This window comes from Thauera sp. WH-2 (assembly GCF_048321015.1).
Taxonomy (GTDB): Bacteria; Pseudomonadota; Gammaproteobacteria; order Burkholderiales; family Rhodocyclaceae; genus Thauera.
The window spans coordinates 67454-92452 of record NZ_JBLWFG010000005.1 but is presented as its reverse complement, the minus strand read 5'-3'; the positions used below and the strand labels follow the sequence as shown (position 1 = coordinate 92452).

General features: G+C 67.6%; 22 protein-coding genes and 1 pseudogene. 10 read left to right on the top strand and 13 right to left on the bottom strand.

Going from position 1 to position 24999, the window contains the following annotated elements:
• Positions 1 to 22: 22 nt before the first annotated feature.
• Both ACNKW1_RS10075 and ACNKW1_RS10070 read right to left on the bottom strand, forming a co-directional pair.
• Positions 23 to 1354, bottom strand: coding sequence for a DEAD/DEAH box helicase (locus ACNKW1_RS10075; protein WP_418364446.1), 1332 nt, complete (start codon positions 1352 to 1354; stop codon positions 23 to 25).
• 555 nt (positions 1355 to 1909) lie between these two features.
• Positions 1910 to 2188, bottom strand: a pseudogene (locus ACNKW1_RS10070) (HU family DNA-binding protein); the annotation flags it as partial.
• A gap of 218 nt (positions 2189 to 2406) precedes the next feature.
• On the opposite strand from ACNKW1_RS10070, the gene ACNKW1_RS10065 reads away from it, so the two are divergent.
• Entirely contained in the window at positions 2407 to 3570 is a 1164-nt protein-coding gene (locus ACNKW1_RS10065; protein WP_418364445.1) for a hypothetical protein, read from the top strand.
• Positions 3571 to 3588: 18 nt separating this feature from the next.
• Here ACNKW1_RS10065 and ACNKW1_RS10060 read toward each other — a convergent pair whose 3' ends face one another.
• Positions 3589 to 4086 (bottom strand): flavin reductase family protein, encoded by a 498-nt coding sequence (locus ACNKW1_RS10060; RefSeq protein ID WP_418364444.1) that lies wholly within the window; start codon positions 4084 to 4086, stop codon positions 3589 to 3591.
• Between the two features lie 129 nt (positions 4087 to 4215).
• Between ACNKW1_RS10060 and mutY the strand changes: the two genes are divergently transcribed.
• Positions 4216 to 5280 (top strand): A/G-specific adenine glycosylase, encoded by a 1065-nt coding sequence (gene mutY, locus ACNKW1_RS10055; protein ID WP_418364626.1) that lies wholly within the window; start codon positions 4216 to 4218, stop codon positions 5278 to 5280.
• A 16-nt stretch (positions 5281 to 5296) separates the two neighbouring features.
• Here the strand turns inward: mutY and ACNKW1_RS10050 are convergent, their stop codons facing one another.
• From ACNKW1_RS10050 to gdhA, 9 genes are all read right to left on the bottom strand, one after another.
• Positions 5297 to 5899 (bottom strand): LON peptidase substrate-binding domain-containing protein, encoded by a 603-nt coding sequence (locus ACNKW1_RS10050; RefSeq protein ID WP_418364443.1) that lies wholly within the window; start codon positions 5897 to 5899, stop codon positions 5297 to 5299.
• Between the two features lie 31 nt (positions 5900 to 5930).
• Positions 5931 to 6566, bottom strand: a complete 636-nt coding sequence (locus tag ACNKW1_RS10045; RefSeq protein WP_418364442.1) for a flavin prenyltransferase UbiX — start codon at positions 6564 to 6566, stop codon at positions 5931 to 5933.
• A gap of 4 nt (positions 6567 to 6570) precedes the next feature.
• Entirely contained in the window at positions 6571 to 7728 is a 1158-nt protein-coding gene (locus ACNKW1_RS10040; protein ID WP_418364441.1) for an ABC transporter substrate-binding protein, read from the bottom strand.
• Positions 7729 to 7828: 100 nt separating this feature from the next.
• Positions 7829 to 8059 (bottom strand): hypothetical protein, encoded by a 231-nt coding sequence (locus ACNKW1_RS10035; RefSeq protein WP_418364440.1) that lies wholly within the window; start codon positions 8057 to 8059, stop codon positions 7829 to 7831.
• Between the two features lie 78 nt (positions 8060 to 8137).
• Positions 8138 to 9079, bottom strand: a complete 942-nt coding sequence (locus tag ACNKW1_RS10030; protein ID WP_418364439.1) for a branched-chain amino acid ABC transporter permease — start codon at positions 9077 to 9079, stop codon at positions 8138 to 8140.
• A 44-nt stretch (positions 9080 to 9123) separates the two neighbouring features.
• Positions 9124 to 9999 carry a branched-chain amino acid ABC transporter permease gene (locus ACNKW1_RS10025; RefSeq protein ID WP_418364438.1) on the bottom strand — a complete coding sequence of 292 codons (876 nt, stop codon included), beginning with the start codon at positions 9997 to 9999 and terminating at the stop codon, positions 9124 to 9126.
• 57 nt (positions 10000 to 10056) lie between these two features.
• Complete coding sequence (locus tag ACNKW1_RS10020) at positions 10057 to 12210, bottom strand: hypothetical protein (RefSeq protein ID WP_418364437.1); 2154 nt, start codon at positions 12208 to 12210, stop codon at positions 10057 to 10059.
• Between the two features lie 141 nt (positions 12211 to 12351).
• Positions 12352 to 12993 (bottom strand): MBL fold metallo-hydrolase, encoded by a 642-nt coding sequence (locus ACNKW1_RS10015; protein ID WP_418364436.1) that lies wholly within the window; start codon positions 12991 to 12993, stop codon positions 12352 to 12354.
• Between the two features lie 166 nt (positions 12994 to 13159).
• The gene (gene gdhA / locus ACNKW1_RS10010) at positions 13160 to 14503 is read right to left on the bottom strand and encodes an NADP-specific glutamate dehydrogenase (protein ID WP_418364435.1); all 1344 of its coding nucleotides are present in this window, start codon (positions 14501 to 14503) and stop codon (positions 13160 to 13162) included.
• A gap of 271 nt (positions 14504 to 14774) precedes the next feature.
• Here gdhA and lysM point away from each other — a divergent pair, with 271 nt between their 5' ends.
• The 7 genes from lysM to ACNKW1_RS09975 all read left to right on the top strand — a co-directional run bounded on the left by lysM (position 14775) and on the right by ACNKW1_RS09975 (position 20949).
• Entirely contained in the window at positions 14775 to 15257 is a 483-nt protein-coding gene (gene lysM / locus ACNKW1_RS10005; RefSeq protein ID WP_418364434.1) for a peptidoglycan-binding protein LysM, read from the top strand.
• A 95-nt stretch (positions 15258 to 15352) separates the two neighbouring features.
• Complete coding sequence (locus tag ACNKW1_RS10000) at positions 15353 to 15775, top strand: acyl-CoA thioesterase (protein WP_418364433.1); 423 nt, start codon at positions 15353 to 15355, stop codon at positions 15773 to 15775.
• 31 nt (positions 15776 to 15806) lie between these two features.
• Positions 15807 to 17168 (top strand): TIGR03862 family flavoprotein, encoded by a 1362-nt coding sequence (locus tag ACNKW1_RS09995; RefSeq protein ID WP_418364432.1) that lies wholly within the window; start codon positions 15807 to 15809, stop codon positions 17166 to 17168.
• 27 nt (positions 17169 to 17195) lie between these two features.
• Positions 17196 to 17828, top strand: a complete 633-nt coding sequence (locus ACNKW1_RS09990; protein ID WP_418364431.1) for a trimeric intracellular cation channel family protein — start codon at positions 17196 to 17198, stop codon at positions 17826 to 17828.
• A 68-nt stretch (positions 17829 to 17896) separates the two neighbouring features.
• Positions 17897 to 19315 carry a tRNA 5-hydroxyuridine modification protein YegQ gene (gene yegQ / locus ACNKW1_RS09985; protein WP_418364430.1) on the top strand — a complete coding sequence of 473 codons (1419 nt, stop codon included), beginning with the start codon at positions 17897 to 17899 and terminating at the stop codon, positions 19313 to 19315.
• Between the two features lie 46 nt (positions 19316 to 19361).
• Complete coding sequence (locus tag ACNKW1_RS09980) at positions 19362 to 20033, top strand: DsbA family oxidoreductase (RefSeq protein ID WP_418364429.1); 672 nt, start codon at positions 19362 to 19364, stop codon at positions 20031 to 20033.
• 67 nt (positions 20034 to 20100) lie between these two features.
• Positions 20101 to 20949: an EcsC family protein gene (locus ACNKW1_RS09975; RefSeq protein ID WP_418364428.1), complete on the top strand. Its 849-nt coding sequence runs from the start codon at positions 20101 to 20103 to the stop codon at positions 20947 to 20949.
• A gap of 68 nt (positions 20950 to 21017) precedes the next feature.
• On the opposite strand, the gene ACNKW1_RS09970 is transcribed toward ACNKW1_RS09975, so the two are convergent.
• Positions 21018 to 23585 carry an EAL domain-containing protein gene (locus tag ACNKW1_RS09970; RefSeq protein ID WP_418364427.1) on the bottom strand — a complete coding sequence of 856 codons (2568 nt, stop codon included), beginning with the start codon at positions 23583 to 23585 and terminating at the stop codon, positions 21018 to 21020.
• 171 nt (positions 23586 to 23756) lie between these two features.
• On the opposite strand from ACNKW1_RS09970, the gene ACNKW1_RS09965 reads away from it, so the two are divergent.
• Positions 23757 to 24938, top strand: a complete 1182-nt coding sequence (locus ACNKW1_RS09965) for a glycosyltransferase (RefSeq protein ID WP_418364426.1) — start codon at positions 23757 to 23759, stop codon at positions 24936 to 24938.
• Positions 24939 to 24999 lie beyond the last annotated feature (61 nt).

Sequence of the window (24999 nt, the reverse complement as noted above, 5' to 3'; positions counted from 1 at the left end):
AAGGAGGGCGCGCGCAAGAAGATCAGTCACGGCCGGCGCGCTGACGACGCTCCCCGCCGTACGCTTGGCGATCGCCGTGGTTGCGCTCGTTGCGCGAGGGGTGGCCGTCGCGCCCTGGGCCGCGGCCACCGTTGCCACCCGGACGAGCGTAGCCTCCGCCACTGCCGAAGCGACGGCCGCCATTGCCGCCCGGACGCGGGCCGGACGGCTTGCGCGGCGAGGGCTCCATGCCGGCGATGGTGTGCACTTCGAGGCGGCCGCCCGTGAAGCGCTCGATGGCGCGGATCAGACCCGTTTCGCGCGGACCGGACAGCGTGATTGCGATACCGTCGCGACCGGCACGGCCAGTGCGACCGATGCGGTGCACGTAGTCCTCGGCCTGGCGCGGCGGGTCGAAGTTGATGACGTGGCTGATACCGGCGACGTCGATGCCGCGCGCGGCGACGTCGGTCGCCACCAGCACGCCGATGCGGCCCTGGCGCAGGCGGTCGAGGGTGCGGTTGCGCTGGGTCTGGTGCATGTCACCGTGCAAGGCGGCGGCAGCGATGCCCTTTTCCTGCAGGGAAAGCGACAGTTCATCAGCACTGCGCTTGGTGGCGGTGAATACCACCGCCTGGTTCATCCCGTCCTCACCGAGCAGGGCGTGGAGCAAGCGGTTCTTGTGGCCGAGATCGTCGGCGAACATCAGTCGCTGCTCGATCTGGCCGCGGTCTTCCTTGGCGACTTCGATCTCGATACGCTGCGGATCACGCGTCATGCGGGAGGCCATGCTGCCAACCACACCATCGAGCGTGGCCGAGAACAGCAGGGTCTGACGCTTGCCCGGGGTCGCGGCAACGATGGCGTCGATGTCCTCAGCGAAGCCCATGTCGAGCATGCGGTCGGCTTCATCCAGGATCAGCACCTCGACGTCCGAGAGCTTGATCTTGCGCCGGTTGAGGTGGTCGAGGAGGCGGCCCGGCGTAGCGACGACGACATCGCACTGCCGCTGGAGCTGCTTGACCTGCGCAAACATCGGCGCACCGCCGACAAGGCAGGCGGTGTTGAGCCAACGCAGCGCCTTGCCGTAGGTCTGCACCGCCTTCTCGACCTGCTGGGCGAGCTCGCGAGTGGGCGTCAGCACCAGCACGCGCGGGCCGCTGCCCGGTGTCGGACGACGGCCGACGATCCGCTGCAGGGCAGGCAGGGTGAAGGCGGCGGTCTTGCCGCTGCCGGTATGGCTGGAAACGAGCAGGTCACGGCCCGCGATCGCTGCCGGAATGGCCTGGAGCTGCACCGGAGTCGGGGTGGTGTAACCGGTCTGCTCGACGGCCTTGAGGAGTTCGTCGGCAAGGCCGAGGCTTTGGAAAGTCATGGTTCTTCCTGTCTTGCTGTCCGCACCGGCAAGCGGTGGGACGGATCGGGATCCGTGGGAGACGGATCGCAAAGGCATCGCGCCGTACCGGTGGGAACCGGCTACGGTATCGCAGCGGCAATCGCTGCATGACGGACGCGACGGGCGTGGCCGGTCGATCTGCGACGGCGTCGGAGAAGGACCGCGCATCGGCACCAACCGGTTGTCACGCAGCCAGACGATCTGAAGAACGCATGGAACGCTCGGTTTCAGGAGAAACCGGCGACGGGAGGTCGGGGGCGATGGGGCTGTGGTTACAGTCCCTTGGGCCGGTTTTCGGCGGATGTCCTCATCCGCAGCGGAATGGATACGGCCCTTTGCTGCATTGCACAACTCGGCAAGTATAGCGGCTTTTCCAGCCAAGGTGCAGAAATCTTTACCGCGAAGCGCCAACAAGGCCTTGCCCGGCAAGGGAAATCGGGGAGCGCTTCGGGAAGGCCGTGAACGAAAAAGCGGGCCGATACCCCAAGTATGGCCCGCCCAGCCGGAGTCGCCCCCGGGGAGTCCGGAATGCGCTTACTTGTTGACCGCGGCCTTGAGCGTTGCACCAGCGGTGAACTTCGGCACGCTGGATGCGGCGATCTCGATCGTGGCGCCGGTCTGCGGGTTGCGACCCGTGCGGGCGGCGCGCTTGGAGACCTCGAAAGAGCCAAAGCCGGTGAAGGCAACCTTCTCGCCCTTGCCCAGTTGCTCGGCGATGATGTCCAGCACGCCCGACAGCGCACGGTCGGCCTGAGCGCGGGAAACATCCAGACGGTCAGCCAGGGCTTCGACGAATTCACCTTTGTTCATGCTTTTCCTCGATTGGTGTGAGTGGGATTTTGGGTAGTCCGATCTACTCGCCGGATTCTAGCACCGTCGCGAATTCTGGGGCATTTCACGATGTTCTGCCGTGACATTCGACATGAGTGTGGCGTATTTTTTATTGCTGCTATGCAGCAATCGGGGGCACCGATCGGGTCGTCATGGGGGTATCCTTGCGGCTATCCGCGCCCTCCGAGCGAAAACAGACAATGAACACCCCAGCCGCCATGGCAAGCGACCGCATTCACATCCTTGCGACCCATCGCCAGGGCGTCGTGGCGTCCGTACGGGTCACACTCCCTGAGGTTGCCTGGATGGGGCGCTCATTGATCGGCATGACCCCGGAAGCTGCTGTCGAGCATGCGCAGGCGCACGCGCCCATCAGCCCGCGCGCGCACGCTACCGCGGTTCGCCTGGCCTGTGCCGCTGCGCTCGGGCAGCCTGCGCCGGGGCGCGAGGAAGCCCTTGCCACCGAGCGCTGGCTCGCCGCTGAGGTGATCGATGCGCATCTGCACCGCCTGCTGCTGGCGTGGCCGGCACGGCTCGGTTTCGAGCCGCGCCACAACCGTTACACCGAATTTCACCGCCGCCTGATGCATTGCGCCGACGCCGAAAACGCGATGGCGCTGGGCGGGGACGTGCTCGATCTGGTGGCGCGCGAACTGCTCGCCGGTTTCTTCACCCGCATCCGCATGCCGCACGGCATCGGCGAGTTTCTCGACCGCCTGGAGGCCGGCGGCAGCCTGAGCTCGGTGATGGCCGCGCTGATCAGCCTGGGCGCGGCGACGCCCGCGAAAGAAGGCACCGTTCCGCTGCTCGGCACACTGAGCGCCGCAGCCTGGACAGCCAGTGCCGGGCATTGGCCGACGGAGGAGTTCGTCCGTCGCCCCACCCAAGGGGGCTCACCCGCCGAAACCGGCGCGCTTGCCCGACATGCAGCCTCGCAGCTGGTCAAGCTGCTGCTCGACCGCGGCCACCGAGTTTCGGCGCGCCTGTTCGCGCGCGCAATCGACCTGGCCGACTGCGCCAGCCGGATGCGCCACCCCGAAAGCGACGAGGTCGCCCCACTGAGCGACGTCAGCGCACCGGAGCCAGGCATCGGCCTGGCACGGGTAAGTGGCGCGCGCGGTGTGCTGCTGTGCTGGGCGAAGGTGGAAGATGGCGCGATCGCGGACTGCGCGATGGTGCCGCCCGAAGCGTGGAACTTCCACCCCGACGGCCCCTTCTGCCGCGAAGCCCTGACGCCCCGCGAGAAACCGGAGGACGAAGAGGGCGTGCGCCTGCGCCTGTCGGTGCTGGCGCTGGCGCTGGACCCGGCGCGCGATTTCGAGATCGAGCTCGTCGAAAAGAGCGCGGCGCGCAAGCGCAAATAAAGCCGACCCGCGCCGCCCTCAGGCGGCCAAGCGCCGATAGGCGCCGCCAAAATAGATCAGCGGCGCGCGCTCGTGACGCTCGAAACCGAGCACCTCGCTGATGAAGACCAGATGGTCCCCCCCCGGATGGCGGACGGTGTTGCGACATTCGAAACGGGCGCAGCACCCCCGCAACAGCGGCACACCGCCGACGCCTTCGTCAAACGCCAGACCGTCGAACTTGTCGTCGAGCCGGCTGGCGAAGCGTTGCGAAAGCTCTGCCTGGTCCTCCGCAAGCACATTGATCGCGTAGTATTCGCAGGCTTCGAACACAGGCTTGCTGGGCAGGCTGTTCGACAGGCTCCAGACGACCAGCGCCGGGTCGAGCGATACCGAATTGAAGGAGTTGACCGTGAGACCGATCGGCTCTCCACCCGGGCCACGTGTGGTCACCACGGTGATCCCGGTGGCAAACATGCCGAGCGCGTTACGGAAGCGGCGCGAGAAGTCCTCGTCCGCAGGATGCTGTTGGGTCATGGGGAATGTCCGACACGTCGGAAGCGCGTCGTTGGAATGTTGGAGAACGCGTGATTATCCCTGCCCGGGGGTGCAGCGTCGAGAACCCCATCACCGATCCACCGCAGGTCACGCATGAATATCCCTCGCCTGAACGACTTCGCCCACCGCCTGTGCGCCTGGCAGCGCACGCACGGTCGCCATGGCCTGCCCTGGCAGCACGGTCGCGACCCATACCGCATCTGGCTGTCCGAGATCATGCTGCAGCAGACGCGAGTGGAGACGGTGATCCCGTATTACGAGCGCTTCCTCGCGCGCTTTCCCGACGTAGGCAGCCTGGCGGTGGCCCCGGTCGAGGACGTCATGGCGCTCTGGAGCGGGCTGGGCTACTACGCCCGCGCGCGCAACCTGCACCGTGCCGCATGCATGATCATGGCCGACCACGCCGGCCAGTTCCCGCACAGAGCCGCCACGATCGCCACCCTTCCCGGGGTTGGGCGCTCGACCGCCGCCGCCATCGCCGCCTTCGCCTTCGGCGAGCGTGTCGCCATCCTCGACGGCAACGTCAAGCGCGTACTGTGCCGCCTCTTCGGCGTGGACGGTTTTCCGGGCGAACGTGCGGTCGAAGAGCGCCTGTGGGCCCTGGCCGAGTCCTTGCTGCCCGAGCGCGACATCGGCCGCTACATCCAGGCGCAGATGGATCTTGGTGCCACGGTATGCACACGCAGCCGCCCAGCCTGCGCGCACTGCCCGTTCCAGCACGACTGCGTGGCCTATCGGGAAGACCGCCTAGCCACACTGCCCGCCCCACGCCCGAAGAGAGCGGTACCACGGCGCAGCGCGCGCTACGCGGTGATCCTGCACGAGAACGCCGTGCTGCTGGAACGCCGCCCTCCTGCCGGCATCTGGGGCGGCTTGCTCGCGCTGCCGGAAATACCGGACACCACAGACGATATCAGCGCCTGGGCGATGGTACGCTTCGGGCTCGAGCGGGCGCAGCCCTCGCCCCTCACCCCGTTCACCCATGCCTTCACGCATTTCGTGCTCGAATTGCAGCCCGTCCTGATCCGCTCCGCAACTCGGCCCCCCCTGTGCGCCGACGCAGCAGCGCTGCAATGGCTGGCGCTGGACGCTCGAGAGGGCGCCGCGCTGCCCGCGCCAGTAAGGCGCATCGTAGACGCCCTCGCCGCGCCCGGTTTGTTCACGCTGGGATGACGCCGGCTACACGCCCTCAGGCGGTGTTCGAAAGCAGGCCATGCTCGCGCAGGAACTTCTGCACGATCTCCAGACGACTCAGGGGATCATCCAGTTCCAGGAGCTTCTGCTTGGCGAGCAGCGGAATCGGCAGCAACTCCACATAGCGCGCGCCCACCCAGGCCAGATCGTCGAAGCGGTGCGGAGGCGGCAGGCGTTCGCCGAGTTCGGCCACGATCGCGCGCAGCAGCGGCAGCACCTCGGCCTGCGCCTCGGGAACGCCCCCGGAAGGCGGCTCATCCTGCCAGCGCACGCGCGCCACCAGCAAGCCATCGCGCTCGACTTCGTGATCTTCGACACGGAAACGCCGCCCGCCACGCGTGACCAGGCTCAGCACACCGGCCTGCTCCATGTCCCAGGCCTCGATACACGCCTCGGTGCCCACCGGGTGCGGGACCGCCGTCTCGCCCACCTCCTCGCCAGCGGCGATCAGACACACGCCGAAGCTGCCGCCCTCACGCATGCAGCCCGTCACCATGTCCATGTAACGCGGCTCGAAGACGCGCAGCGGCAACACGCCACCAGGAAAAAGCACGGTCTTGAGGGGAAAGAGGGGCAGTCGCTCACAGACCTCGCTCATGGTGTTCTCCAGTGGCGCCGCAGCGCCAGGCTCAGCACGCCTGTACCGGCCCGATACGCGCCTCGCCCCAGCGAGCCACCAGCGCATGCGGCACGCCGAGCTGGTCGAGGATGCGCGCAACGACGAAATCGATCAGGTCCTGCACCGTCTGCGGGTGGTGGTAAAAACCCGGGTTGGGCGGCAGGATGCACACGCCCAGGCGGGCAAGTTCGAGCATGTTCTGCAGATGGATGGCCGAATACGGCGTCTCGCGCGGCACCAGCACCAGCTTGCGGCCTTCCTTGATGACCACGTCGGCGGCACGCTCGATGAGGTTCTGGCTCAGACCATTGGCGATCGAGGCCAGCGTGCCCATCGTACACGGACAGACCACCATGGCGTCCGGCGGGTTGGAACCGGAGGCCGGCGGGGCAAACCACTCCTCGCGGCCGAACACCCTCAACTGGCCCGGCGCGGCATGGAAGCGCGCGGACAGCTCGGCCTCGACCTCGGCCGGGCGCGCAGGCAGTTGCCAGTCCATCTCCTGGCGCGCGACGATCTGTGCCACTTGCGAATACAGCAGCCACACCTTGCAGCCGGCCTGCAGCAGGCACTCGACGAGGCGCACCCCGTAGGGCAGGCCGGAAGCCCCCGTGAAGGCAACGGTGACGGTGGCGGGCGCGTTCACCGGATCATTCCAGATAGTCGGTGATGGGAACCCAGCGCCCACCTCGAATCTGCGCAAGACGACCATGGCGGTTACCGAGGTGGTCTTCCGCACTGAAGCGGTATGCCGGGCTGCCGAAGAAGTCAGGCGGGAAGGTGATGCGCTCCAGCGTGCGCGCGAAGGCTTCCTGCGTGAGCGCGGGTCCGGTGGCCGAGGCGGTACGCACGAAGAGGTCGGCCAGGGTATAGCCCATCACGCTCCAGACATTGGGCTCGGCGTTGAAGCGTGCGCGATAGCGCGTGATCCAGTCGGCAAGCTCGGGGCGGGCGCCTTCGGCGTAAGGGTGAGGCAGAACCGAAACACCGTACAGCCCCTCCACCGCGTCGCCGCCCAGTTCGTGGGTCTGCGCCGAATAGCCCGAGGCGGTGACCAGCATGTCCACCTCCCAGCCGATCTTGCGCGCCTCGGCCATCGCAGCCACCGTCTCGCGTACCACGGTGGCGAGCACCACGAACTCACATCGCGCTGCACGCAGTCGCGCGATCTGGCTGGAGAGGTCGGTCGCGCCGCGCTTGTAACTGGTGCGCTCGACCAGTTCGCGCCCCTGCTGCTTCAGCCCGGCTTCCACGCCCTTCATGACCTCGAGACCGTAGTCGTCGTCCTGGTACAGCAGGCAGGCGCGCGCATAGCCTTTCTCGCGCACCATGTGCGCGGTCGCGGCCTTCATGTAATCGTAGTAGGGCGCGAAGTTCTGGAACTTGAGCGGATGCAGCGGCTCGTAGGTCGCCCGGTGCGGCGAGAACGGGAACAGGTGCAGACGGCCCGCATCGACGATGATCGGCATCGTGGCCATCACCACGGGCGTGCCCATGTTGGCGATGAAGGCGAAGGTCTGGTCGTGCTGCACCAGCTTGCGCGCGGCGAGCACTGCGCGCTTGGGGTCGTAGCCGGCATCCTCGACTGCCAGCCGGATGCGCCGGCCGTGCACACCGCCCGCGGCATTAACCTCGTCGAAGCGCATCAGCATGCCGTCACGCACCGGCACGCCGAGCATGGCAATCGGGCCCGAGAGGTCGGAAATGGTGCCGACGACGATGTCTTCGTCGCTTGCGACAGCCGGGGCCGAGCTCAGCATGGAAAGGCTGGCGAAGAGCGGAAGCGCAAGGCGGCGCAGGAGGCTCATGAAGGACCTGCTCCGAAAGCTGCTGCGAGTGGAGGCAATTGGAAGCAAGTGGAGACGAGCTGAGGCGAAGTGGGGCGAAGTACCGGTACGCATGCCACGCTCAGAAGGGCAGACGGCGGCGCGGCGCGGGCGCGGCCTTGCTGGCCTGCGTGCGCTCGGGCCGGACGTCGGCAACGGGCGCCTTCACCGGCTTTCTCGGCTGGTTCAGCTCCTCGCGGGCAAAACGCACCTTGCCTTCGAGTTCGCAGCCACGCATGCCGGGTTCGCAGATCGCGCCGCGTACCCGCTGGCAGATTCCGTTCAGATCGTGGGGACAACTCCAGGCACTCATCGCGTTCGGGCTCCGGAAAGGGCGTTGCAGGGAAGTTCTAACTATCGTCTGCTGCAACGCAAAATTCAAGCGCCGCGCTCAATCCTTCCCGGCGAGACCGGCCGGGCGCAGCAGCACCACGGCGACGATCACCGCGCCGAAGGCCACCATCTCGAGCCCTGCCGCACGCGCCCACTCTCCCGGCAGCAGATCGCGCAGCAGCGCAATGGTCGGCGGAATGGCGACGATCACCAGCGCCCCCCACACTGCGCCTGCCAGCCGGCGCGCACCACCAATGAAGGCGAGCATCAGCAGCTCGAAGGAGAACACCAGGCCGAACTGCTCCGGACTGATGAAGCCGATCCAGTGCGCGTACAGCGCGCCTGCCAACCCCGACAGCGCACCGCCGACCAGAAAGGCCTGCATCTTGGTCGCTGCGGGCGAAATGCCACAGGCCGCTGCTGCCGCCTCATCGTCGCGCACCGCCCGCCACGCCCGACCATGATGCAGATCCAGCAGGCGCCGGCAGGCCAGCAGCGCCAGCAACAGCGCAGCCAGGCTCACCAGCGCCTGCGCCGCTGTCGTAGTAGCTTGCCAGCCGAAGATACCGAAGGTCCCGACCGCCATGCCCGCCGCACCATGGGTAACCGACTCCCAGCGAGCGAGGCCCTCCTCGACGATGAGCGCGAAGGCGAGCGTGCTCATGCCGAAATAGAGCCCGCCGAGGCGGCGCGCAGGCAGGCTCGCGAGGACACCGCCCAGCGCCCCGGCCAGCACCGCCGCCGGCACCGCCAGCAGAGCCGGCACGCCATGACGCACCAGCACCGCCTGGGTGTAGGCACCCAGCGCTACCAGGGCTGCCTGACCGAGCGCGATCTGCCCCGCCTGGCCAACCACGATCACCACACCCAGGCCTGCGATCGCATAGGTCAGCACCAAGGTGGCCTTGCCTAGCGCGTAGTCGACACCGAGCGCCAACCCCGCCACCAGGGCCACCAGCGCCCACGGCAGCGCCGCGCGCGCCACGTCACGCACATCCATGCGCCGGCATGAAGCAGGAAGCAGTGCGCCCCGCACCCTCGGTCTCACACGCTGGCGCGGGCCGCACGCCCAGCACCCAACCCTTGCGGAAACAGCAGCAGCGCAAGCAACAGCAGCGCATACGGCACCATGTCCTTGACGCCTTCCGGCAGCACCAGACCGGCGACCGCCTCGACCACGCCCAGGAACACGCCGCCCAGCAGCGCCCCAGGCAGGCTGGTGAGTCCGCCCAGCACTGCGGCGGGGAACGCCTTGAGCGCGATGAACCCCATGTTCAGGTGCACGAAGGTCACCGGCGCAAGCAGCAGTCCGGCGACCGCCGCCACCGCGGCACCCAGCCCCCAGGCCAGCGTGTGCATGCGCGCCACCGGCCAGCCGAGCAGCGCCGCGGTACGAGCATCCTCGGAGCAGGCACGCAGCACGCGCCCGGTGCGCGTGTGATGGAAGAAAGCCGCAAGCGCGCCTGCGAGGAGAAATGTGGCGCCCACGACCCAGAGGTGGCTGGAAGCCAGCACGAGCGGGCCAAACGCGACCGTATCCGCGGCAAAGGGCAGGCGATAGGTATCCTGCGCTGCGGCCGGCACCGAGGCCACACCGCCGCGCATCATCATCCCCAGGCCGAAAGTGAGCAACACTGCGACCAGATGCGGCTGCCCGATCGCGCGGCGCAGGGCAAGGCGCTCCAGCGCTGCCCCCAGCGCTCCGGCGGCAGCCACCGCGACGGGCGCAGCGAGCCACAAGGGCCACCCCAGGCCCAGGTGGAGCGCCAGCGCAGCAAAGGCCCCGAGCATCAGCAGGTCGCCCTGCATGAAGCTGACAGTCTCGGTCGCCTTGTAGATCAGCACGAAGGAAAGCGCGACCAGGCCGTAGACACAGCCGATCGCGATTCCACTGGTGAGGACCTGGATGAAGGCGAGCATGGGGCCGAAGCATAGCCGATCCTGGCCGACAGAAGCCCCATGCCACCGGGGAGCCGTTCAGCCCAGGAAGCGCGCCAGCAGACCCTGCTGCCACGCGGCCACGACAGCAGCCACGACGATGAGCAGGAAGATCCAGGTGCCCCAGGGAGAGCCCTTCTCCGCATAGGGGTCGGACAAAGAACGCGAGGCCCCTGCGGGCAGCGCGGCCACCCCGGTCAAGGCAGCACCGAAGGGGATGTTGATGCGCGCACGGGTGTTCACTGCCCAACCGTTGGCATCGAGCAGCGGACCGAGGTTGCGCTGGCGAAGCTTGAGCCAGGCGAGCAGCATCGACGGGCCGGAGATCAGCAGCACGATGCCGACGACGACCAGCGGCATCTGCCACGCAGGCAGCGACAGGAAGCCGGACACCACGGCCGCAAGCGCCGTGCCCAGCGCGCCAAGCGCGAGGCCAATGGCGGCGAAGATCCCCGCAAATTTGGCGATGTCGAAGGCCGGGGCGGGGGCCGGAGCCGGAGGTGCCTCCACCTTGGCGCCGGCTCCGGCAACGCCCGCCGCAGCGCGCTCGTCCACGGCCTTCTCGCGCGCCGCGGCGAACTTCTGGATCTGCTCGCCGATCATGCGGCCGATGCGCTTGTAAGGCGACCAGAAGGCCTGGCGCACGCTGATCGGAGCCTCGACCACCTTGACCACACTGGCATTCCAGTCGCGCCCCTGGCGGTCATAGAACACGCCGTTGCGCCCCGGCACCATCATCTCGTCGGCATCGCCCCCGGTGAGCGCTGCGACGATGGTCATCGGGGCCTCGCCCTGGCGGACGCAGTCGCAATAGACCAGGTAGGTGCCGGACAGGGGTGCGAGCGCCGCATGCCGACCCATGTCGGTCACGCGCAGGCAGAGCTCGCAACTGCGCTGGTCGAGATACAGCGTACCGGCCTGGAAGATCGCCTTCTCGCGCGTTCCATAGAAATCGCTGAGCGTCACGAAGTTGCGCAGCAACTGCACCAGGTCGCGGTTGTAGCGCACCAGACGCTCGAGCGCGTCGACCTGGGCGGCAGCGGTTTCGGCGCCGAGGTCCTGCTGGATCAGCGCATCGAGTGCAGCGCGCACGCCGCTGTCGAGCAGCACGCGCAACTCTGCGATCTCCATCGCCGCAAGCGGGTTGGTGGGCTTTGCGGCCATCCAGGCGCGGTAGGCGTCGAAGCGCCGGGAGAGCGCCTGCCATTCGCTCCAAGACAGCGACTCGCGCACGCCGAAAACCGGCTGCACCACGGTATCGCGCAGGCGGGCGATACCCGCCTCCCAGGCGGGGTTCAGGCCCACCTCGAGGGGCAGTGCGCGTCCCGGCCCGACCATGGCCAGCGGTAGGGCCGCGACGCCCTCAGCAGCGGCGTCGAGCGCCTGCACAGCAAGGCTCGCGTAGGTCTCATCGGCCGGGTTGAGCGCCGTCACCGCGCGCTCATCGAAAGCGGCGAGGCGGCAGCGGGTGAAATAATCCTCGACCTTGTCACGCACCGCCTCGAAAACCGCGGCAGCGGCCCCGGTGTCCGCGCCGAGCGGCAACAGGGTCGCCGCGTCTGCCTCGGCCTGCGCCTGCCAGTCGGACAAGGCCTGCGCCGCAGCGAAGAAGGCATTGACACGCTCTGCATCGACGCCGGGCTTGCCGCTACGGTCGTCGGCCGAGCCGAAGCCGTCGATGATCAGGCCGATGGCCCTGACGAGGGTGGCGTCGGTGGTGAGTTCGGCGGGCACGATGCCATCGCCGTTGAGATGATCGGGAGCGAACAGCCGGCTCGTGTCGGTCAGATCGGAGACCGCGATCTGCTCCGCATCCGCCTTGTCGAGGTAGGCCAGCACCTTCCTCGCGGTCGCAAGCAGGCGAGCGCCCTCCGGGTGGTCGGGGTCAATCGCAGCCAGTGGCAGGCCGTCTACGCCACGGAACAGTACCTCGGGCTCCCGCAGCACTGCGCATACCCAGTTCGCCGCTGTGACAATCTCGGGCACACGGATGCGGCCATCACCGTCGGCGTCGAGCAACTGCAGCGTGCGGGAGTCGAACTCCAGCCCAGAAGTGGGACAGGCCAGCGCCGACCACAGCTTCTGGTCGAGCTCGCCAAGGTGGCGAAGGTCGTCCGCCGTCTCGATACGCACCTGATCGAAACCGCCCGAACGGAAAAACCGCCACGGATGGCCCTTCTTGTCCTTGCTCATCGTACTCTCCCTGTCTAGGCGCACCGGGGCGCTTCCACGGCGCACACAACACGGGAATATTGCGCCGGAATTGGACTGGGAACAATCGGACTGGGCACACGCGCGCCCCCATCGCCCGCGGCCGGCCGTGAGCGACAGCGCTCAGCCGTAGGCGCCGACGAAGGGATTGCTGTCGCGCTCTTCGCCGAAGGTCGAGGTGGGCCCGTGCCCGGGGATGAAGGTGATGTCGTCGCCGAGCGGGAAAAGCTTCTCGCGGATCGAGCGGATCAGCGTCTGGTGGTCGCCACGCGGGAAGTCCGTGCGACCGATCGAACCAGCGAACAGCACATCGCCGACGATGGCCAGACGGGCGCCCTCGTGTACGAAGACGACGTGCCCCGGCGTGTGCCCGGGCGTATGGATGACCTTCAGCGTCTCCTCGCCGACGGTGACCGTGTCGCCGTCATGCAGCCAGCGGTCGGGCTCGAAGGATTCAACGTCGGGAAAGCCGAACATCTGGCTCTGCTGCGGCATGCCTTCAATCCAGAAGCGATCCTCCTCCTGCGGCCCCTCGACCGGCACGCGGAGTTCGCGCGCAAGCTTGACCGTCCCCCCTGCGTGATCGATATGACCATGGGTAATCAGGATCTTCTCCACGCTGACCCCGAGCTTGTCGATCGCCGCAAGGATGCGGTCGATGTCGCCGCCCGGGTCGACCACCGCCGCCTTCTTCGTTCGATCGCACCACAGGATGCTGCAGTTCTGCTGGAAGGGGGTGACCGGGACGATGGTGGCCTGGATCATCGGGAGAGCTCCTGTAGAGGTGGATTCGGCCCGGAGTTTATCCGATGAGCGGACACGTCCGGCGCGTGAACGCAGGAGCGGACTTGCCCGCAAAGCAGCGTCCGATCAGGAGCCGCTTCGCGGGCAAGCCCGCTCTCACCGTTGCCGACCTGAAGCCGACGTTCGATCAGACCACGCCTTGGGCGAGCATCGCGTCGGCGACCTTCACGAAGCCGGCCACGTTGGCGCCATCGGAGTAGCTCACGCTGCCGTCCTCACGCTCGCCATACTTCAGGCAGGCGGCATGGATGCCGAGCATGATCTCCTTCAGGCGGGCGTCGACCTCGTCGCGGGTCCACGACATGCGCATCGCGTTCTGGCTCATCTCCAGACCCGAGGTGGCCACGCCTCCGGCGTTGGAGGCCTTGCCCGGCGCGTACAGCACGCCGTTGTGCTCGAAGATCTTCACGGCTTCCATGGTGCTCGGCATGTTGGCGCCCTCGGCCACGGCGACGACGCCGTTCTTGACCAGGGTGGCGGCATCGTTGCCGTCGAGCTCGTTCTGGGTCGCGCACGGCAGGGCGACCTGCACCGGCACGTGCCAGGGGCGAACGCCCGGCTCGAAGCGAGCACCGACGCGCTCGGCATACTCGGCCACGCGGCCGTAGTAGTGGTTCTTGATCTCCATGAGGATCGCCAGCTTCTCGGGGGTGAAGCCCGCCTCGTCGATCACGGTGCCGCTCGAATCGGAGCAGGTGATCGGCTTGGCGCCGAGTTCCATCAGCTTCTCGATCGCGTACTGGGCGACGTTACCCGAGCCAGACACCGAAACACGCATATCCTTGATGTCGCGGCCAGCGTGACGGAGCATGGCGTCGGCGAAATAGACGGTGCCATAGCCGGTGGATTCGGGGCGGATCAGCGAGCCGCCGAAGGACAGGCCCTTGCCGGTAAACACGCAGGCGGCGTTGTTCGACAACTTCTTCATCATGCCGGCCATGAAGCCGACCTCGCGGCCGCCCACGCCGATGTCGCCCGCCGGCACGTCGGTGTCCGGCCCCACGTGGCGGTACAGCTCGCTGATGAAAGCCTGGCAGAAGCGCATGACTTCACCCGGGCTGCGGCCCTTGGGGTCGAAGTCCGAGCCGCCCTTGCCGCCGCCCATGGGCAGTGTGGTGAGCGCGTTCTTGAAGGTCTGCTCGAAGGCAAGGAACTTCAGGATCGACAGGTTCACCGAGGGATGGAAGCGCAGGCCGCCCTTGTACGGGCCGATGGCCGAACTGTGCTGGATGCGGTAGCCGCGGTTGACCTGCACGTCACCCTTGTCGTCCACCCACGAGACGCGGAACATGATCACGCGCTCGGGCTCGATCAGTCGGTCGAGGAGAGAGTGCTCGGCGTAGCGTTTGTTGGCCGAAATGAAGGGCCACAGGCTCTCCATGACCTCGCTGACCGCCTGCAAGAACTCGGGCTGGCCAGGGTTGCGCTGTTCAACGTAGGCCAGAAACTCCTCGAGGGACTGATATTTCATGATGTTGGACCCATGGATTGGTTGGACACGAAAAAACTAACGGACACGCGCACGCGATGGCCTCGGTGTGACCCGAAGCCATCGCAATGGTTAGCCGTAATTATGCATCAAGCCCACCAAAACAGTGCATGATCTGCATCAAACAGGCACGATTTAGCCAATATGGATGAGCGCGCACCATTTCGGGGCGAGCGGATGCTGCGCTGGATGGATCTTCAGCCTGCTGGGGGTTTATCCTCCATCCTGCATATCCCCAGCACAGGAGAATCACATGGGTCTGTTCGCGTTCATCAAAGAAGCCGGTGAAAAGCTCTTCGGCACCGGCACGGCCAGTGCTGCAACCCCCGCAGCCGACCCCGCTGCTGCCAATGCAAAGGCAGCCGAGGCCATCCACAACTACATCCTTGCGCTCAAGCTCGCACCTGCCGACCTGGGCGTGAGCTTCGATGCGACGCAGTCGCTGGTCACGATCACCGGCACCGCTCCGGACCAGGCGACACGCGAGAAGATCATGCTGGCCGCGGGCAACGTGGCAGGCGTCGCCGAAGTGGAAAACCGCATGTCGGTTGCCCGCCCCGAGCCCGAGGCGCAGTTCCACACCGTGGCGCGCGGCGACACGCTTTCGGCGATCGCGAAGAAGTTCTATGGCAACGCCAACCAGTACATGGTGATCTTCGAGGCCAACAAGCCGATGCTCAGCCACCCGGACAAGATCTACCCCGGGCAGGTGCTGCGCATTCCGCCGCAGGCCTGACCCCCGCGCAAAGGTCGCGCCCGCGCGCGGTGCTTGCCCCCGAGAGGCCCGGACCAGTACGCTCGGGCCTCTTTCCGTTCACGCTTCCGCCCGACATGGCCCGTATCCGTATCGAACTGCCGGCGCAGTTTCCCTTCGCCACCGAGGTCCCGCTGCTGATCTCGCACATCAACTACCAGGCTCACCTCGACCATGTGCAACTGCTCGGCGTGGTGTCGGAAGCGCGGGCGCGCTTCCTGAAGTCCATGGGCTACTCGGAGATGGACGTGGAAGGCTACGGCATCATCGTCGCCGATGCTTCCGTGCAGTACCGCTCCGAAGCCTTCCATGGCGAAGTGATGCGCATCGAGCTTGCCGCAACGGACTTCCACGCCCACGGCTGCGACCTCGTCTGGCGCATGTCGGAAGCCGACAGTGGGCGTGAAGTCGCGCGCGGCAAAACCGGGATCGTATTCTTCGACTACGCAGCCCGCCAGAAGGCGCCGGTGCCTGCCGGCTTCCATCGCCATTTTGCCTGATCCCCCCGTTCCGTCCGCGCCCCACGTTCCCATGTCGAGCCCTGACCGACCGGACGGCGACCGGCCGCAGGTCCGCCCGCATTGCGGCGGGCTCGCCCCGTGCCCGCACGTCGCCGTCATCGGCGGCGGCCCGGCCGGGCTGATCGCGGCAGAGACGCTCGCCCAGGCCGGCCTCGCCGTCACGGTCTTCGACGCCATGCCTTCGGTCGGCCGCAAGTTCCTCCTTGCCGGGCGCGGCGGGCTTAACCTCACCCATGGCGAGGCGCTGGAAAAATTCGTGTCGCGCTATGGCGCGCGGCAGGCGCTGATAGCGCCCATGCTCGAACGCTTCGGCCCGGACGCGCTGCGCATCTGGGCCCGCGAATTGGGCATCGACACCTTCATCGGCAGTTCGGGGCGCGTTTTTCCGACCGAAATGAAGGCTGCACCGCTGCTGCGCGCCTGGCTCGCCCGTCTGCGCTCGCACGGCGTCGCCTTCGCGGTGCGGCATCGCTGGCTGGGCTGGGTCGGGCCGGCCCCCGACCAGCGGCTGCGCTTTTCCACGCCCACCGGCGAGCGCATCGTCGAAGCCGACGCCGTGCTGCTGGCACTGGGCGGTGGAAGCTGGGCCAGGCTGGGCTCGGACGGAGCCTGGGTGCCGGTACTGCGCGGCGCCGGGGCGGACGTAGCGGAGCTGCTGCCGGCAAACTGCGGCTTCGACGTCGCCGGCGCGGCCGGCCCAGGCTGGAGCGCGCATTTCGGCGAGCGCTTCCGTGGTCAACCGCTGAAATCCGTGACCGCACGCTGCACGGACGCGGGCGGAACGGTGCACGAGCGCGCCGGCGAGTGCCTGATCTCCGCGACCGGCATCGAGGGCGGGCTGATCTACGCCTTGTCTGCGCCCCTGCGCGACACTCTTCGCGCGCTCGGCGCCGCCACGCTGCATCTTGACCTGGCCCCCGGGCGCAGTCCGGAGCGCCTCGCCGCCGAACTCGGGCGTCCGCGCGGCAGTCGCTCCATGGCGAGCCATCTGCAAAGCCAGGTTGGCATCAAGGGGGTCAAGGCGGGCCTGCTGCGTGAACGCCTGGCGAAGTCGGATTTCGACGACCCCGCACGGCTGGCCGTGGGCATCAAGGCCCTGCCGCTGCGCCTGATCGCCACCCGCCCGATCGACGAGGCGATCAGCACCGCGGGCGGAGTGCGCTTCGAGACGCTCGACGCGCACCTGATGCTGCAGGCCTGCCCCGGGGTCTTCGTCGCCGGCGAGATGCTGGACTGGGAAGCCCCCACCGGCGGCTACCTGCTGACGGCCTGCTTCGCCACCGGCGTGGCTGCGGCACAGGGAGTGCTGCATTGGCTGGGACGAGACGGAACAAGCACGGCGGCGCCCAGCCGCGCTAGCATGCAGACATGACCAGCCCCGCATCTGCGTGAAGCGTCCATGAACCTGCACCCCTTCCTCATCGCCATCGAAGTCGGCGGCACCATCGCCTTCGCCATGTCCGGCCTGATCGAGGCCACGCGCAAGCGCATGGACATCGTCGGCGTGTTTTCGGTCGCCTTCGTCAGCGCCTTCGGCGGCGGCACGGTACGCGACATCCTGCTCGATCGCCGGCCCTTCTTCTGGATCCAGAGCCAGGAATACCTGTGGCTGGTGCTCGCCATGGTCCTGACCACCCCGCTGTGGCTGAAGACCTTGCGCCACAAGTTCGGCGGCCACCTGATGGAATTCGCCGACGCCTGCGGCCTGGGGCTGTTCGCGATCTCCGGTGCCACCATCGCGCTGGCCGCCGACATGCCGGTGCTGGTGGCGATGATGATGGGCGTGATCACCGCGATCTTCGGCGGCGTGTCGCGCGACGTGCTGTGCAACGAAGTCCCCAAGGTCTACAGCGACCACCGCCCTTATGCGCTGTGCGCGCTGTTCGGATGCGGCGTCTTCGTCGCCCTGGACACGGTCGGCCTGCCGCTGCCGATTTCCACTCTTTCCGGCATTGGCGCGGCGACCGGCTCGCGCCTGCTCGCCGTCGCGCTCGATCTGCGCCTGCCCGCCTGGCCGAAGCCGACGGATTGAGCCCGCCGCCGCGCGGGCCATCCGTGGCAGCACGGGTAGAATGCCGTTTTGCCCGATCCAGCCACCCGATGCCCGCCCTGCCGAAACCTCCGCGCCACCCCGAACTGCTCGCCCCCGCCGGGACTCTGGACATGATGCGCACCGCCTTCGCCTACGGCGCGGATGCGGTCTATGCCGGACAGCCGCGCTATTCGCTGCGCGTGCGCAACAACAGTTTCGGTCAGCTCGAAACACTCGCCGCGGGCATTGATGAGGCCCACGCCGCCGGCAAGCTGTTCTACCTGGTCGCCAACATCTACCCGCACAACGCCAAGCTGCGCACCTTCGAGGAGGACATGGCACCGGTGATCGCGATGCAGCCCGACGCGCTGATCATGGCCGACCCGGGACTGATCATGATGGTGCGCGAGCGCTGGCCGGAGGTGCCGATCCATTTGTCGGTGCAGGCCAACACCACCAACCACGCGTCAGTGCGCTTCTGGCAGTCGGTGGGGGTCAAGCGTGTGATCCTGTCGCGCGAACTCTCGCTCGACGAGGTCGCCGAGATCCGCGACGCTTGCCCGGACATGGAGCTGGAGGTCTTCGTGCATGGCGCGCTGTGCATCGCCTACTCCGGGCGCTGCCTGCTGTCGGGCTACTTCAATCATCGTGACCCGAACCAGGGCAGCTGCACCAACTCCTGCCGCTGGGACTACACACTGCATGAAGCCGGGGAAGATGGCGCAGGCGACGTACAGGCCTGCGGCAGCACGCCGATCGGCAACCCGAAGGCAGCTGGCGCGGTCGGCACGGCAACCCGCGACCGGCAGCACACCGCGACGAACCTCGCCTTAGGTGGCGGGCCGCGCCACATCGGCGGCAGCAAGGTGTGGCTGCTGGAGGAAGGCACCCGCCCGGGCGAGTTGATGCCGATCGAGGAAGACGAGCATGGCACCTACATTCTCAACTCCAGGGACCTGCGGGCGATCGAGCACGTGCAACGCCTGGTGGAGATCGGCGTCGATTCGCTGAAGATCGAAGGCCGCACCAAGAGCCCCTACTACGTCGCCCGAGCCGCCCAGGGTTACCGTCGTGCGATCGAGGATGCAGCGGCCGGTCGCCCCTTCGATCCACGCCTGCTTGGCGAGCTCGAAGGCCTGGCGAGCCGCGGCTATACCGACGGTTTCTACCAGCGCCACGCGACCCCTGAGCACCAGAACTACCTGCGCGGCCACTCCGAGTCCGGCCGCAGCCTGCTGGTGGGTGAGGTGGTCGGCTTCGATGCCGCGCGCGGTCTGGCCGAAGTCGAGGTGAAGAACGGCTTCGGCGTAGGCGACCGGCTCGAGTTCATTCAACCCGCCGGCAACTTCGCGCAGCCGCTCGCACACCTGCTCGCTGCAGACGGTGGAGCCATCGACCGCGTTCCCGGCAGCGGCCGTCGTGTCTGGCTGCCGCTGCCCGCGGACGCCGATCCGACCCAGCCCTGCTTCATCGCCCGCTTCCTGTAACCGGGGGCACATGCGATGGAGCCCCCCTGAAATCCGGGAGCCCTTCATGATCCTGAACATCGACCTCGTTTCCGACTTCGTCTGCCCCTGGTGCTTTCTTGCCAAGGTCAGGCTCGACCGTGCGCTGGAGGAACTGAAGGCATCCCGCCCCGACCTCGAGCCCAGGGTGAACTGGCTGCCTTTCTTCCTCAACCCGGACACCCCCGCCGCAGGCGAGCCGTATCGCGAATTCCTCGAAAGCAAGTTCGGCGGGCCGATCAAGACCGAGGCGGCGCTCGACAAGGTGCGTGAAGCCGCTTCGGCCGACGGGCTGCACTACGCCTTCGAGCGCATCACACTGCGTCCGAACACCCTGGACGCACACCGCCTGATGTACCGCGCCCAGGCCCAGGGGCAGAAGCCTGAGCGCATCCGGACGCTGGCACACGCGCTGTTTGCCGCCCACTTCCAGGAAGGCCGCGACATCGGCGATCGCGACACGCTGGCCGGGATTGCCGCCGCCAGTTGCGGTGAGCGCAGCGAGACGGTTCGCGAGTGGCTGGACGGTCGCGGTAGCATCGAAGCCGTCGAACGCATGGCGGCCGGCGCACGCAAGCAGGGGATCGAGGGCGTGCCCTTCTTCATCCTCAACCGTCGCATGGCGGTCTCGGGCGCGCAGTCGGCCGCGGTGCTGGGCGCAGCCGTTCTGCAGTCGCTCGAGACGGGCAAACCGTCCTGACCACGGGGAACGCCGCGCGGCTTGCGTGCGTCTGACCACGCAGCACACCGACTGGAACCGCAGCGCAATGAACGATTCCTCCCTTCTCACCGACACCGATCTGCGCGCGCTGGCCAAGGCGAGGGCGCTGCTGGAACGGCCCAGCCTGGCCGCGCGGCTGTCGAGCTTCATCGGCAGCCCGCTCGAAAAGGGCATGGCCCGACTTCCGGCGAGCTGGCGCGGCAAGGTCGGCGCGCTCGCACATGACGCGCTGATGAAGGCGATGGACACCGCCGCACGCACGCTGGAGCCCGCGCCCAGAGAAGCCTCGCCACGGCTGCACAAGCTGCTCGGCTCGGTGAGCGGCGCAGGCGGCGGCGCCTTCGGCGTGGCCGGGCTGACCGTGGAGATCCCGCTGTCGACGGTGCTCATCATGCGGGCCATCCTGGACATCGGGCGTGGCGAGGGCGAAGACATCTCCGATGCGCGGGTGCGGCTGGCCGCGCTCGAGGTGTTTGCACTCGGCGGCAACGCGAGCAGCGACGACGCAGCCGAATCGGGTTACTACGCGGTACGGGCAGCGCTGGCGGGCACGGTGTCGGAAGCGGCACGCCATTTCGCGCAGAAGGGGCTGAGCAGCGAGGGGGCGCCCGCGCTGGCGCGGCTGATCACCATGGTGGCTGCGCGCTACAAGGTACAGCTCACGCAGAAAGCGGCCGGCATGCTGGTGCCGGGCATCGGTGCAGCAGCCGGAGCGACGATCAACCTGATGTTCATGGACCACTTCCAGGACGTGAGCCGTGGCCACTTCACCGTACGCAGGCTGGAGCGCCACTACGGCCGGGACGCGGTGCATGCGGCGTGGCGGCGCCTGGAGGCCGAGGATGCGCGCGTGCGCGAGGCAAGGCGCGCGTTCCACACCCGCTCCTCGCGCTGAAGCTGCACGCAGTACGAAGCGCGGCAGGCGGACGCGGAGCGGGATCTTGATCCGGCTGCGAACCTCCCTCAGACCGACCCGCCAAAATCCTCCACGAACTGCGCCCACGGCAGCGGCCGGCTGAAGTGGAAGCCCTGCGCGAGATCGCAGCCCTCGCTCTGCAGCACCTTCAGATGACCGGGTGTCTCCACGCCTTCGGCCACCACCCGCAGCCCCAGGCTGTGGCCCAGCGAGATGATCGCCGACACCAGCGCGGCATCCCGGGCGTTGCGATCGATGCCGCGCACGAACAGGCGGTCGATCTTGAGCTCGTCGATCGGGAAGCGCTTGAGGTAGGCCAGGGAAGAATAGCCGGTGCCGAAATCGTCGATCGCCAACCCCACGCCCAGCGCACGCAGCTGCTCCAGGCGGGCGATCGCACGGTCAGTGGCATCCATCAGCATGCTCTCGGTCAGCTCGAGGGTCAGGCACTCCGGCGGCATGCCGGTTTCGGCGATGACGCTGCCCACCATCGCCACGAACCCCTCATCACGAAACTGGCGCGCCGAGATGTTGACCATCATGCGCAGCGATCCGCCGCCGGACTCGCGCCATTCGCGGTGACGCTCACACGCGTTGCGCAACACCCATTCGCCGATCGGCACGATCAGCCCGGTGTCTTCGGCGAGCGGAATGAAATCGGCGGGCGACACCAGGTCCAGGTCGGGGTGCTGCCAGCGCAGCAGCGCCTCTACCGCCTCCGGCCTGCCCGTGGCCGGCTCCACCAGCGGCTGGAAATGCAGCAGCAACTCGTTGCGTGGTAGCGCACGGTGCAAGGCGGTCTCGAGCGCGAGGTGCTCCAGACTGCGCGCATTCATCGCCGGCTCGAAGAGCTGGAAGCTGTTGCGCCCCTCATCCTTGGCGCGGTACATCGCAACGTCCGCGTACTTGATGAGGGTGTTGGCATCCTGCGAATCGTCCGGGTAGATGCTGATCCCCAGGCTGGTCGTTACCACAAGCTCACGGCCCTCGATCTGGACCGGGCGACGCAGGGCGCCCACCAGCCGGCGCGCCATCATCGCGGCCTCGTCCGGCCCGGCTAGGTTGTTGAGGATGACGAGGAACTCGTCCCCCCCCATGCGCGCCACCGTATCATCCTCGCGCAGACTGCCGCGCAGGCGCTGCGAGATCTCGACCAGCAGCCGGTCGCCGACTTCGTGGCCAAGGCTGTCGTTGATACGCTTGAAGCGGTCGAGGTCCACGAACATCACCGCCAGCCGGCAGCGCAACCGCGCGGCATGCGCCAGTTCCACCTGCAGGCGGTCTTCGAGCAGGCGGCGGTTGGGCAAGCCGGTGAGCGGGTCGTAATAGGCCAGGTCGCGGATGCGCGCCTCGGTCTCCTTGAGCCGGCTGATGTCGGTGAACAGCGCGGCGTAGTGCGTCAGCTGCCCCTCTCGGTCGCGGATCGCGGTGATGTGCAGCAACTGCGGGCTTACCTCGCCACTCTTGCGCCGGTTCCACACCTCGCCCTGCCACTGGCCCTCCTGCAGCAGGCTCTCCCACATGCGCGCATAGAAGGCAGGGCTCTGTCGGCCAGAGTTCAGCAGCGAGGGGTTGAGCCCGATGACCTCTTCCGCGGTATACCCGGTCATGCGCGTGAAGGCGGGGTTCACCGACAGGATGCGGGCGTCCGCGTCGGTCACCAGAATGCCCTCGAGCGAGCTTTCGATGACTTTCTCTGCCAGATACAGGTTGCGCTGGGAGCTGCTCAGCGCCTGGTCGCGTGCGCGCAGCGCGTGCTGCAGCTCGTGCACGTACGCCAGCTCCATGCCACTGAGGATATCCTTGAAGCTGATCAGGTCAATCAGCGCGCCATCGGCACCGAGCACGCCGATATGCCGGATGCGCCGTTCGGCGAGCCGGGCACGCACCCGGTACAGGCTTTCGGTGTCGGCGCAGACCACCAGAGGCCGGGTGGCAAGCTCACCCAGCGGACAATCGCTCACGCGGCTCGCGACGAGGCGGGTCACGTCGCGCTCGGTGAGGATGCCATACCGCCCCTCGGCACTATCGCCGGCCTGCTCGCCAAAATCCACCGCCACCGCATCGAGCCCGGCCTCGCGCATGCAGCGCGCCGCCTCTCCCAGGCCGGCAGAGGCCGGCAGCGCGCTGAGCCTGCCCTTGAGCAGGGAGTCGATCCGGCGCAGCTTCAGGTAGTGCTCGATGCCCTGGTTCAGCACCACGTCGGACTGCGAAACGATGCCGATGCGGCGCCCGTCCTCATCCACCACCAGCAGATGGCGCAGGTGCTCCTCACGAAAGCGCACCGCGAGATCATGCAGCGGCACCGCCTCGGATACCGTGCGCACCGGAGCGTTCATGACCGCGCCCACGGCGAGCTCGAAGGTCTCGGGGTCGTCGAAATCCACCGCAAGCGCATCGCGCTCGGTCCAGATTCCCAGCACGGCGTCGCCTTCGACCACCAGGATGGAGCCGACACGGCGCTCGCTCATGCGACGCGCGGCCTCGTGCAGCGGAACATCCGGGCTGCATTCGAGCAGGTCACGACAGATGACGTTGCCGACGCGCACTTCCTCCGCGTAGGGGAAGGGGAGACGCTCGTCGACAAGGGAGTCGATGGATTCTGGGTGATTCATTTGACGGACAGAAGGTGCGGCGTGGCCCGGAACCCGGTGGCAATGGCCGGCCCGCCACGACCCGTGGCATTAAAAATTCCATTGTCGCACCGATACGCCGCGAACCGTGTCGACGAGATCACACCCTGTGCAATTCACTGCCCGGTAACACGTGCCGCGCATGCTGCACTCATGATCCGGGTATTGATGATTTCCGACGTCTTCTTTCCGCGGGTGAATGGCGTCTCCACGTCGATCGCGACCTTCCGCAACGCCCTTTCCGCCTTCGGCGTCGAGGTGCGCCTGATCGCGCCACGCTACGGCAACGAAGCCGAAGCCCCGGGGATCGTGCGCATCCCCGGCCTGCGCCTGCCCTTCGACCCGGAAGACCGGCTGGTTCGCGCTGGCGCAATGCACAAGGCCGCGCTGCGCGAGGCAGCCGGCTGCGATCTTGTGCACATCCAGACCCCCTTTGCCGCCCACCGCGCCGGCCTGCGCGCCGCACGTGCCCACGCCCGCCCGGTGCTGCTGACCTATCACACCTTCTTCGAGGAGTACCTGCACCACTACGCCCCCTTCCTGCCCGCTGGCGCCTTGCGCGCGCTGGCACGGCGCGTGTCCCGCGCCCAGTGCAACGCGGTCGACAGCGTGGTCGTGCCTTCTACCGCGATGCACGAGCGGCTCGCCGGCTACGGCGTTCATACGCCGATGGAGATCCTGCCCACGGGCGTTCCGGTGCGCGATTTCGCTGCCGGCGACGGGCTTCACTTCCGCCGTCTGTACGACATCCCCGAGCACGCCCCGATGGCGCTCTACATCGGACGCGTCGCGCACGAGAAGAACATCGGCTTCCTGCTTGAAGTTGCCGCCCTGCTCCGCGCCCGGCACCCGGGCTTCGTGCTCGTCATCGCCGGCGAAGGCCCGGCCGCGCCAAGCCTGCAACAGCGCGTGCTGCGCGACGGGCTCGCACGCACGGTGCGCTTTGTCGGCTATCTCGAGCGCCGCAAGCGGCTGCCCGACTGCTACGCCGCTGCCGACGTGTTCGTGTTCGCCTCGCGCACCGAAACCCAGGGCCTGGTCCTGCTCGAAGCGATGGCTGCGGGGCTGCCGGTGGTGGCGCTGGCCGCGATGGGCACCACCGACATCCTCTCCCCCCAACGCGGCACACGGACCGCGCCCGATCACCCGGCAGGCTTCGCAGCCGAAGTCGAAGCGGTGCTCGCCGACCTCCGGCTGCGCAGACAGCTCGCCGCCGCAGCGCGCCTCCACGCCGCCGAGTGGGGCGACCAGGTGATGGCCGCACGCCTCGCCGATCTGTATCGACGCCAACTCGCGCACCACACCGCGGATTCGGCGGCAGGCACGTCAGCCTGACCCCCAGGCGGCCTGTCGGCGGCCTTGCCGCCGCCGACCGCCACAGACAAGATGTGGGGAA

What these genes read in the sequence shown, in the direction of transcription:
- ACNKW1_RS10075 (WP_418364446.1), bottom strand. Translation starts at nt 1,354, where the DNA reads ATGACTTTCCAAAGCCTCGGCCTTGCCGACGAACTCCTCAAGGCCGTC.
- ACNKW1_RS10065 (WP_418364445.1), top strand. Translation starts at nt 2,407, where the DNA reads ATGAACACCCCAGCCGCCATGGCAAGCGACCGCATTCACATCCTTGCG.
- ACNKW1_RS10060 (WP_418364444.1), bottom strand. Translation starts at nt 4,086, where the DNA reads ATGACCCAACAGCATCCTGCGGACGAGGACTTCTCGCGCCGCTTCCGT.
- ACNKW1_RS10050 (WP_418364443.1), bottom strand. Translation starts at nt 5,899, where the DNA reads ATGAGCGAGGTCTGTGAGCGACTGCCCCTCTTTCCCCTCAAGACCGTG.
- ACNKW1_RS10040 (WP_418364441.1), bottom strand. Translation starts at nt 7,728, where the DNA reads ATGAGCCTCCTGCGCCGCCTTGCGCTTCCGCTCTTCGCCAGCCTTTCC.
- ACNKW1_RS10035 (WP_418364440.1), bottom strand. Translation starts at nt 8,059, where the DNA reads ATGAGTGCCTGGAGTTGTCCCCACGATCTGAACGGAATCTGCCAGCGG.
- ACNKW1_RS10030 (WP_418364439.1), bottom strand. Translation starts at nt 9,079, where the DNA reads ATGGATGTGCGTGACGTGGCGCGCGCGGCGCTGCCGTGGGCGCTGGTG.
- ACNKW1_RS10025 (WP_418364438.1), bottom strand. Translation starts at nt 9,999, where the DNA reads ATGCTCGCCTTCATCCAGGTCCTCACCAGTGGAATCGCGATCGGCTGT.
- ACNKW1_RS10020 (WP_418364437.1), bottom strand. Translation starts at nt 12,210, where the DNA reads ATGAGCAAGGACAAGAAGGGCCATCCGTGGCGGTTTTTCCGTTCGGGC.
- ACNKW1_RS10015 (WP_418364436.1), bottom strand. Translation starts at nt 12,993, where the DNA reads ATGATCCAGGCCACCATCGTCCCGGTCACCCCCTTCCAGCAGAACTGC.
- gdhA (WP_418364435.1), bottom strand. Translation starts at nt 14,503, where the DNA reads ATGAAATATCAGTCCCTCGAGGAGTTTCTGGCCTACGTTGAACAGCGC.
- lysM (WP_418364434.1), top strand. Translation starts at nt 14,775, where the DNA reads ATGGGTCTGTTCGCGTTCATCAAAGAAGCCGGTGAAAAGCTCTTCGGC.
- ACNKW1_RS10000 (WP_418364433.1), top strand. Translation starts at nt 15,353, where the DNA reads ATGGCCCGTATCCGTATCGAACTGCCGGCGCAGTTTCCCTTCGCCACC.
- ACNKW1_RS09995 (WP_418364432.1), top strand. Translation starts at nt 15,807, where the DNA reads ATGTCGAGCCCTGACCGACCGGACGGCGACCGGCCGCAGGTCCGCCCG.
- ACNKW1_RS09990 (WP_418364431.1), top strand. Translation starts at nt 17,196, where the DNA reads ATGAACCTGCACCCCTTCCTCATCGCCATCGAAGTCGGCGGCACCATC.
- yegQ (WP_418364430.1), top strand. Translation starts at nt 17,897, where the DNA reads ATGCCCGCCCTGCCGAAACCTCCGCGCCACCCCGAACTGCTCGCCCCC.
- ACNKW1_RS09980 (WP_418364429.1), top strand. Translation starts at nt 19,362, where the DNA reads ATGATCCTGAACATCGACCTCGTTTCCGACTTCGTCTGCCCCTGGTGC.
- ACNKW1_RS09975 (WP_418364428.1), top strand. Translation starts at nt 20,101, where the DNA reads ATGAACGATTCCTCCCTTCTCACCGACACCGATCTGCGCGCGCTGGCC.
- ACNKW1_RS09970 (WP_418364427.1), bottom strand. Translation starts at nt 23,585, where the DNA reads ATGAATCACCCAGAATCCATCGACTCCCTTGTCGACGAGCGTCTCCCC.
- ACNKW1_RS09965 (WP_418364426.1), top strand. Translation starts at nt 23,757, where the DNA reads ATGATCCGGGTATTGATGATTTCCGACGTCTTCTTTCCGCGGGTGAAT.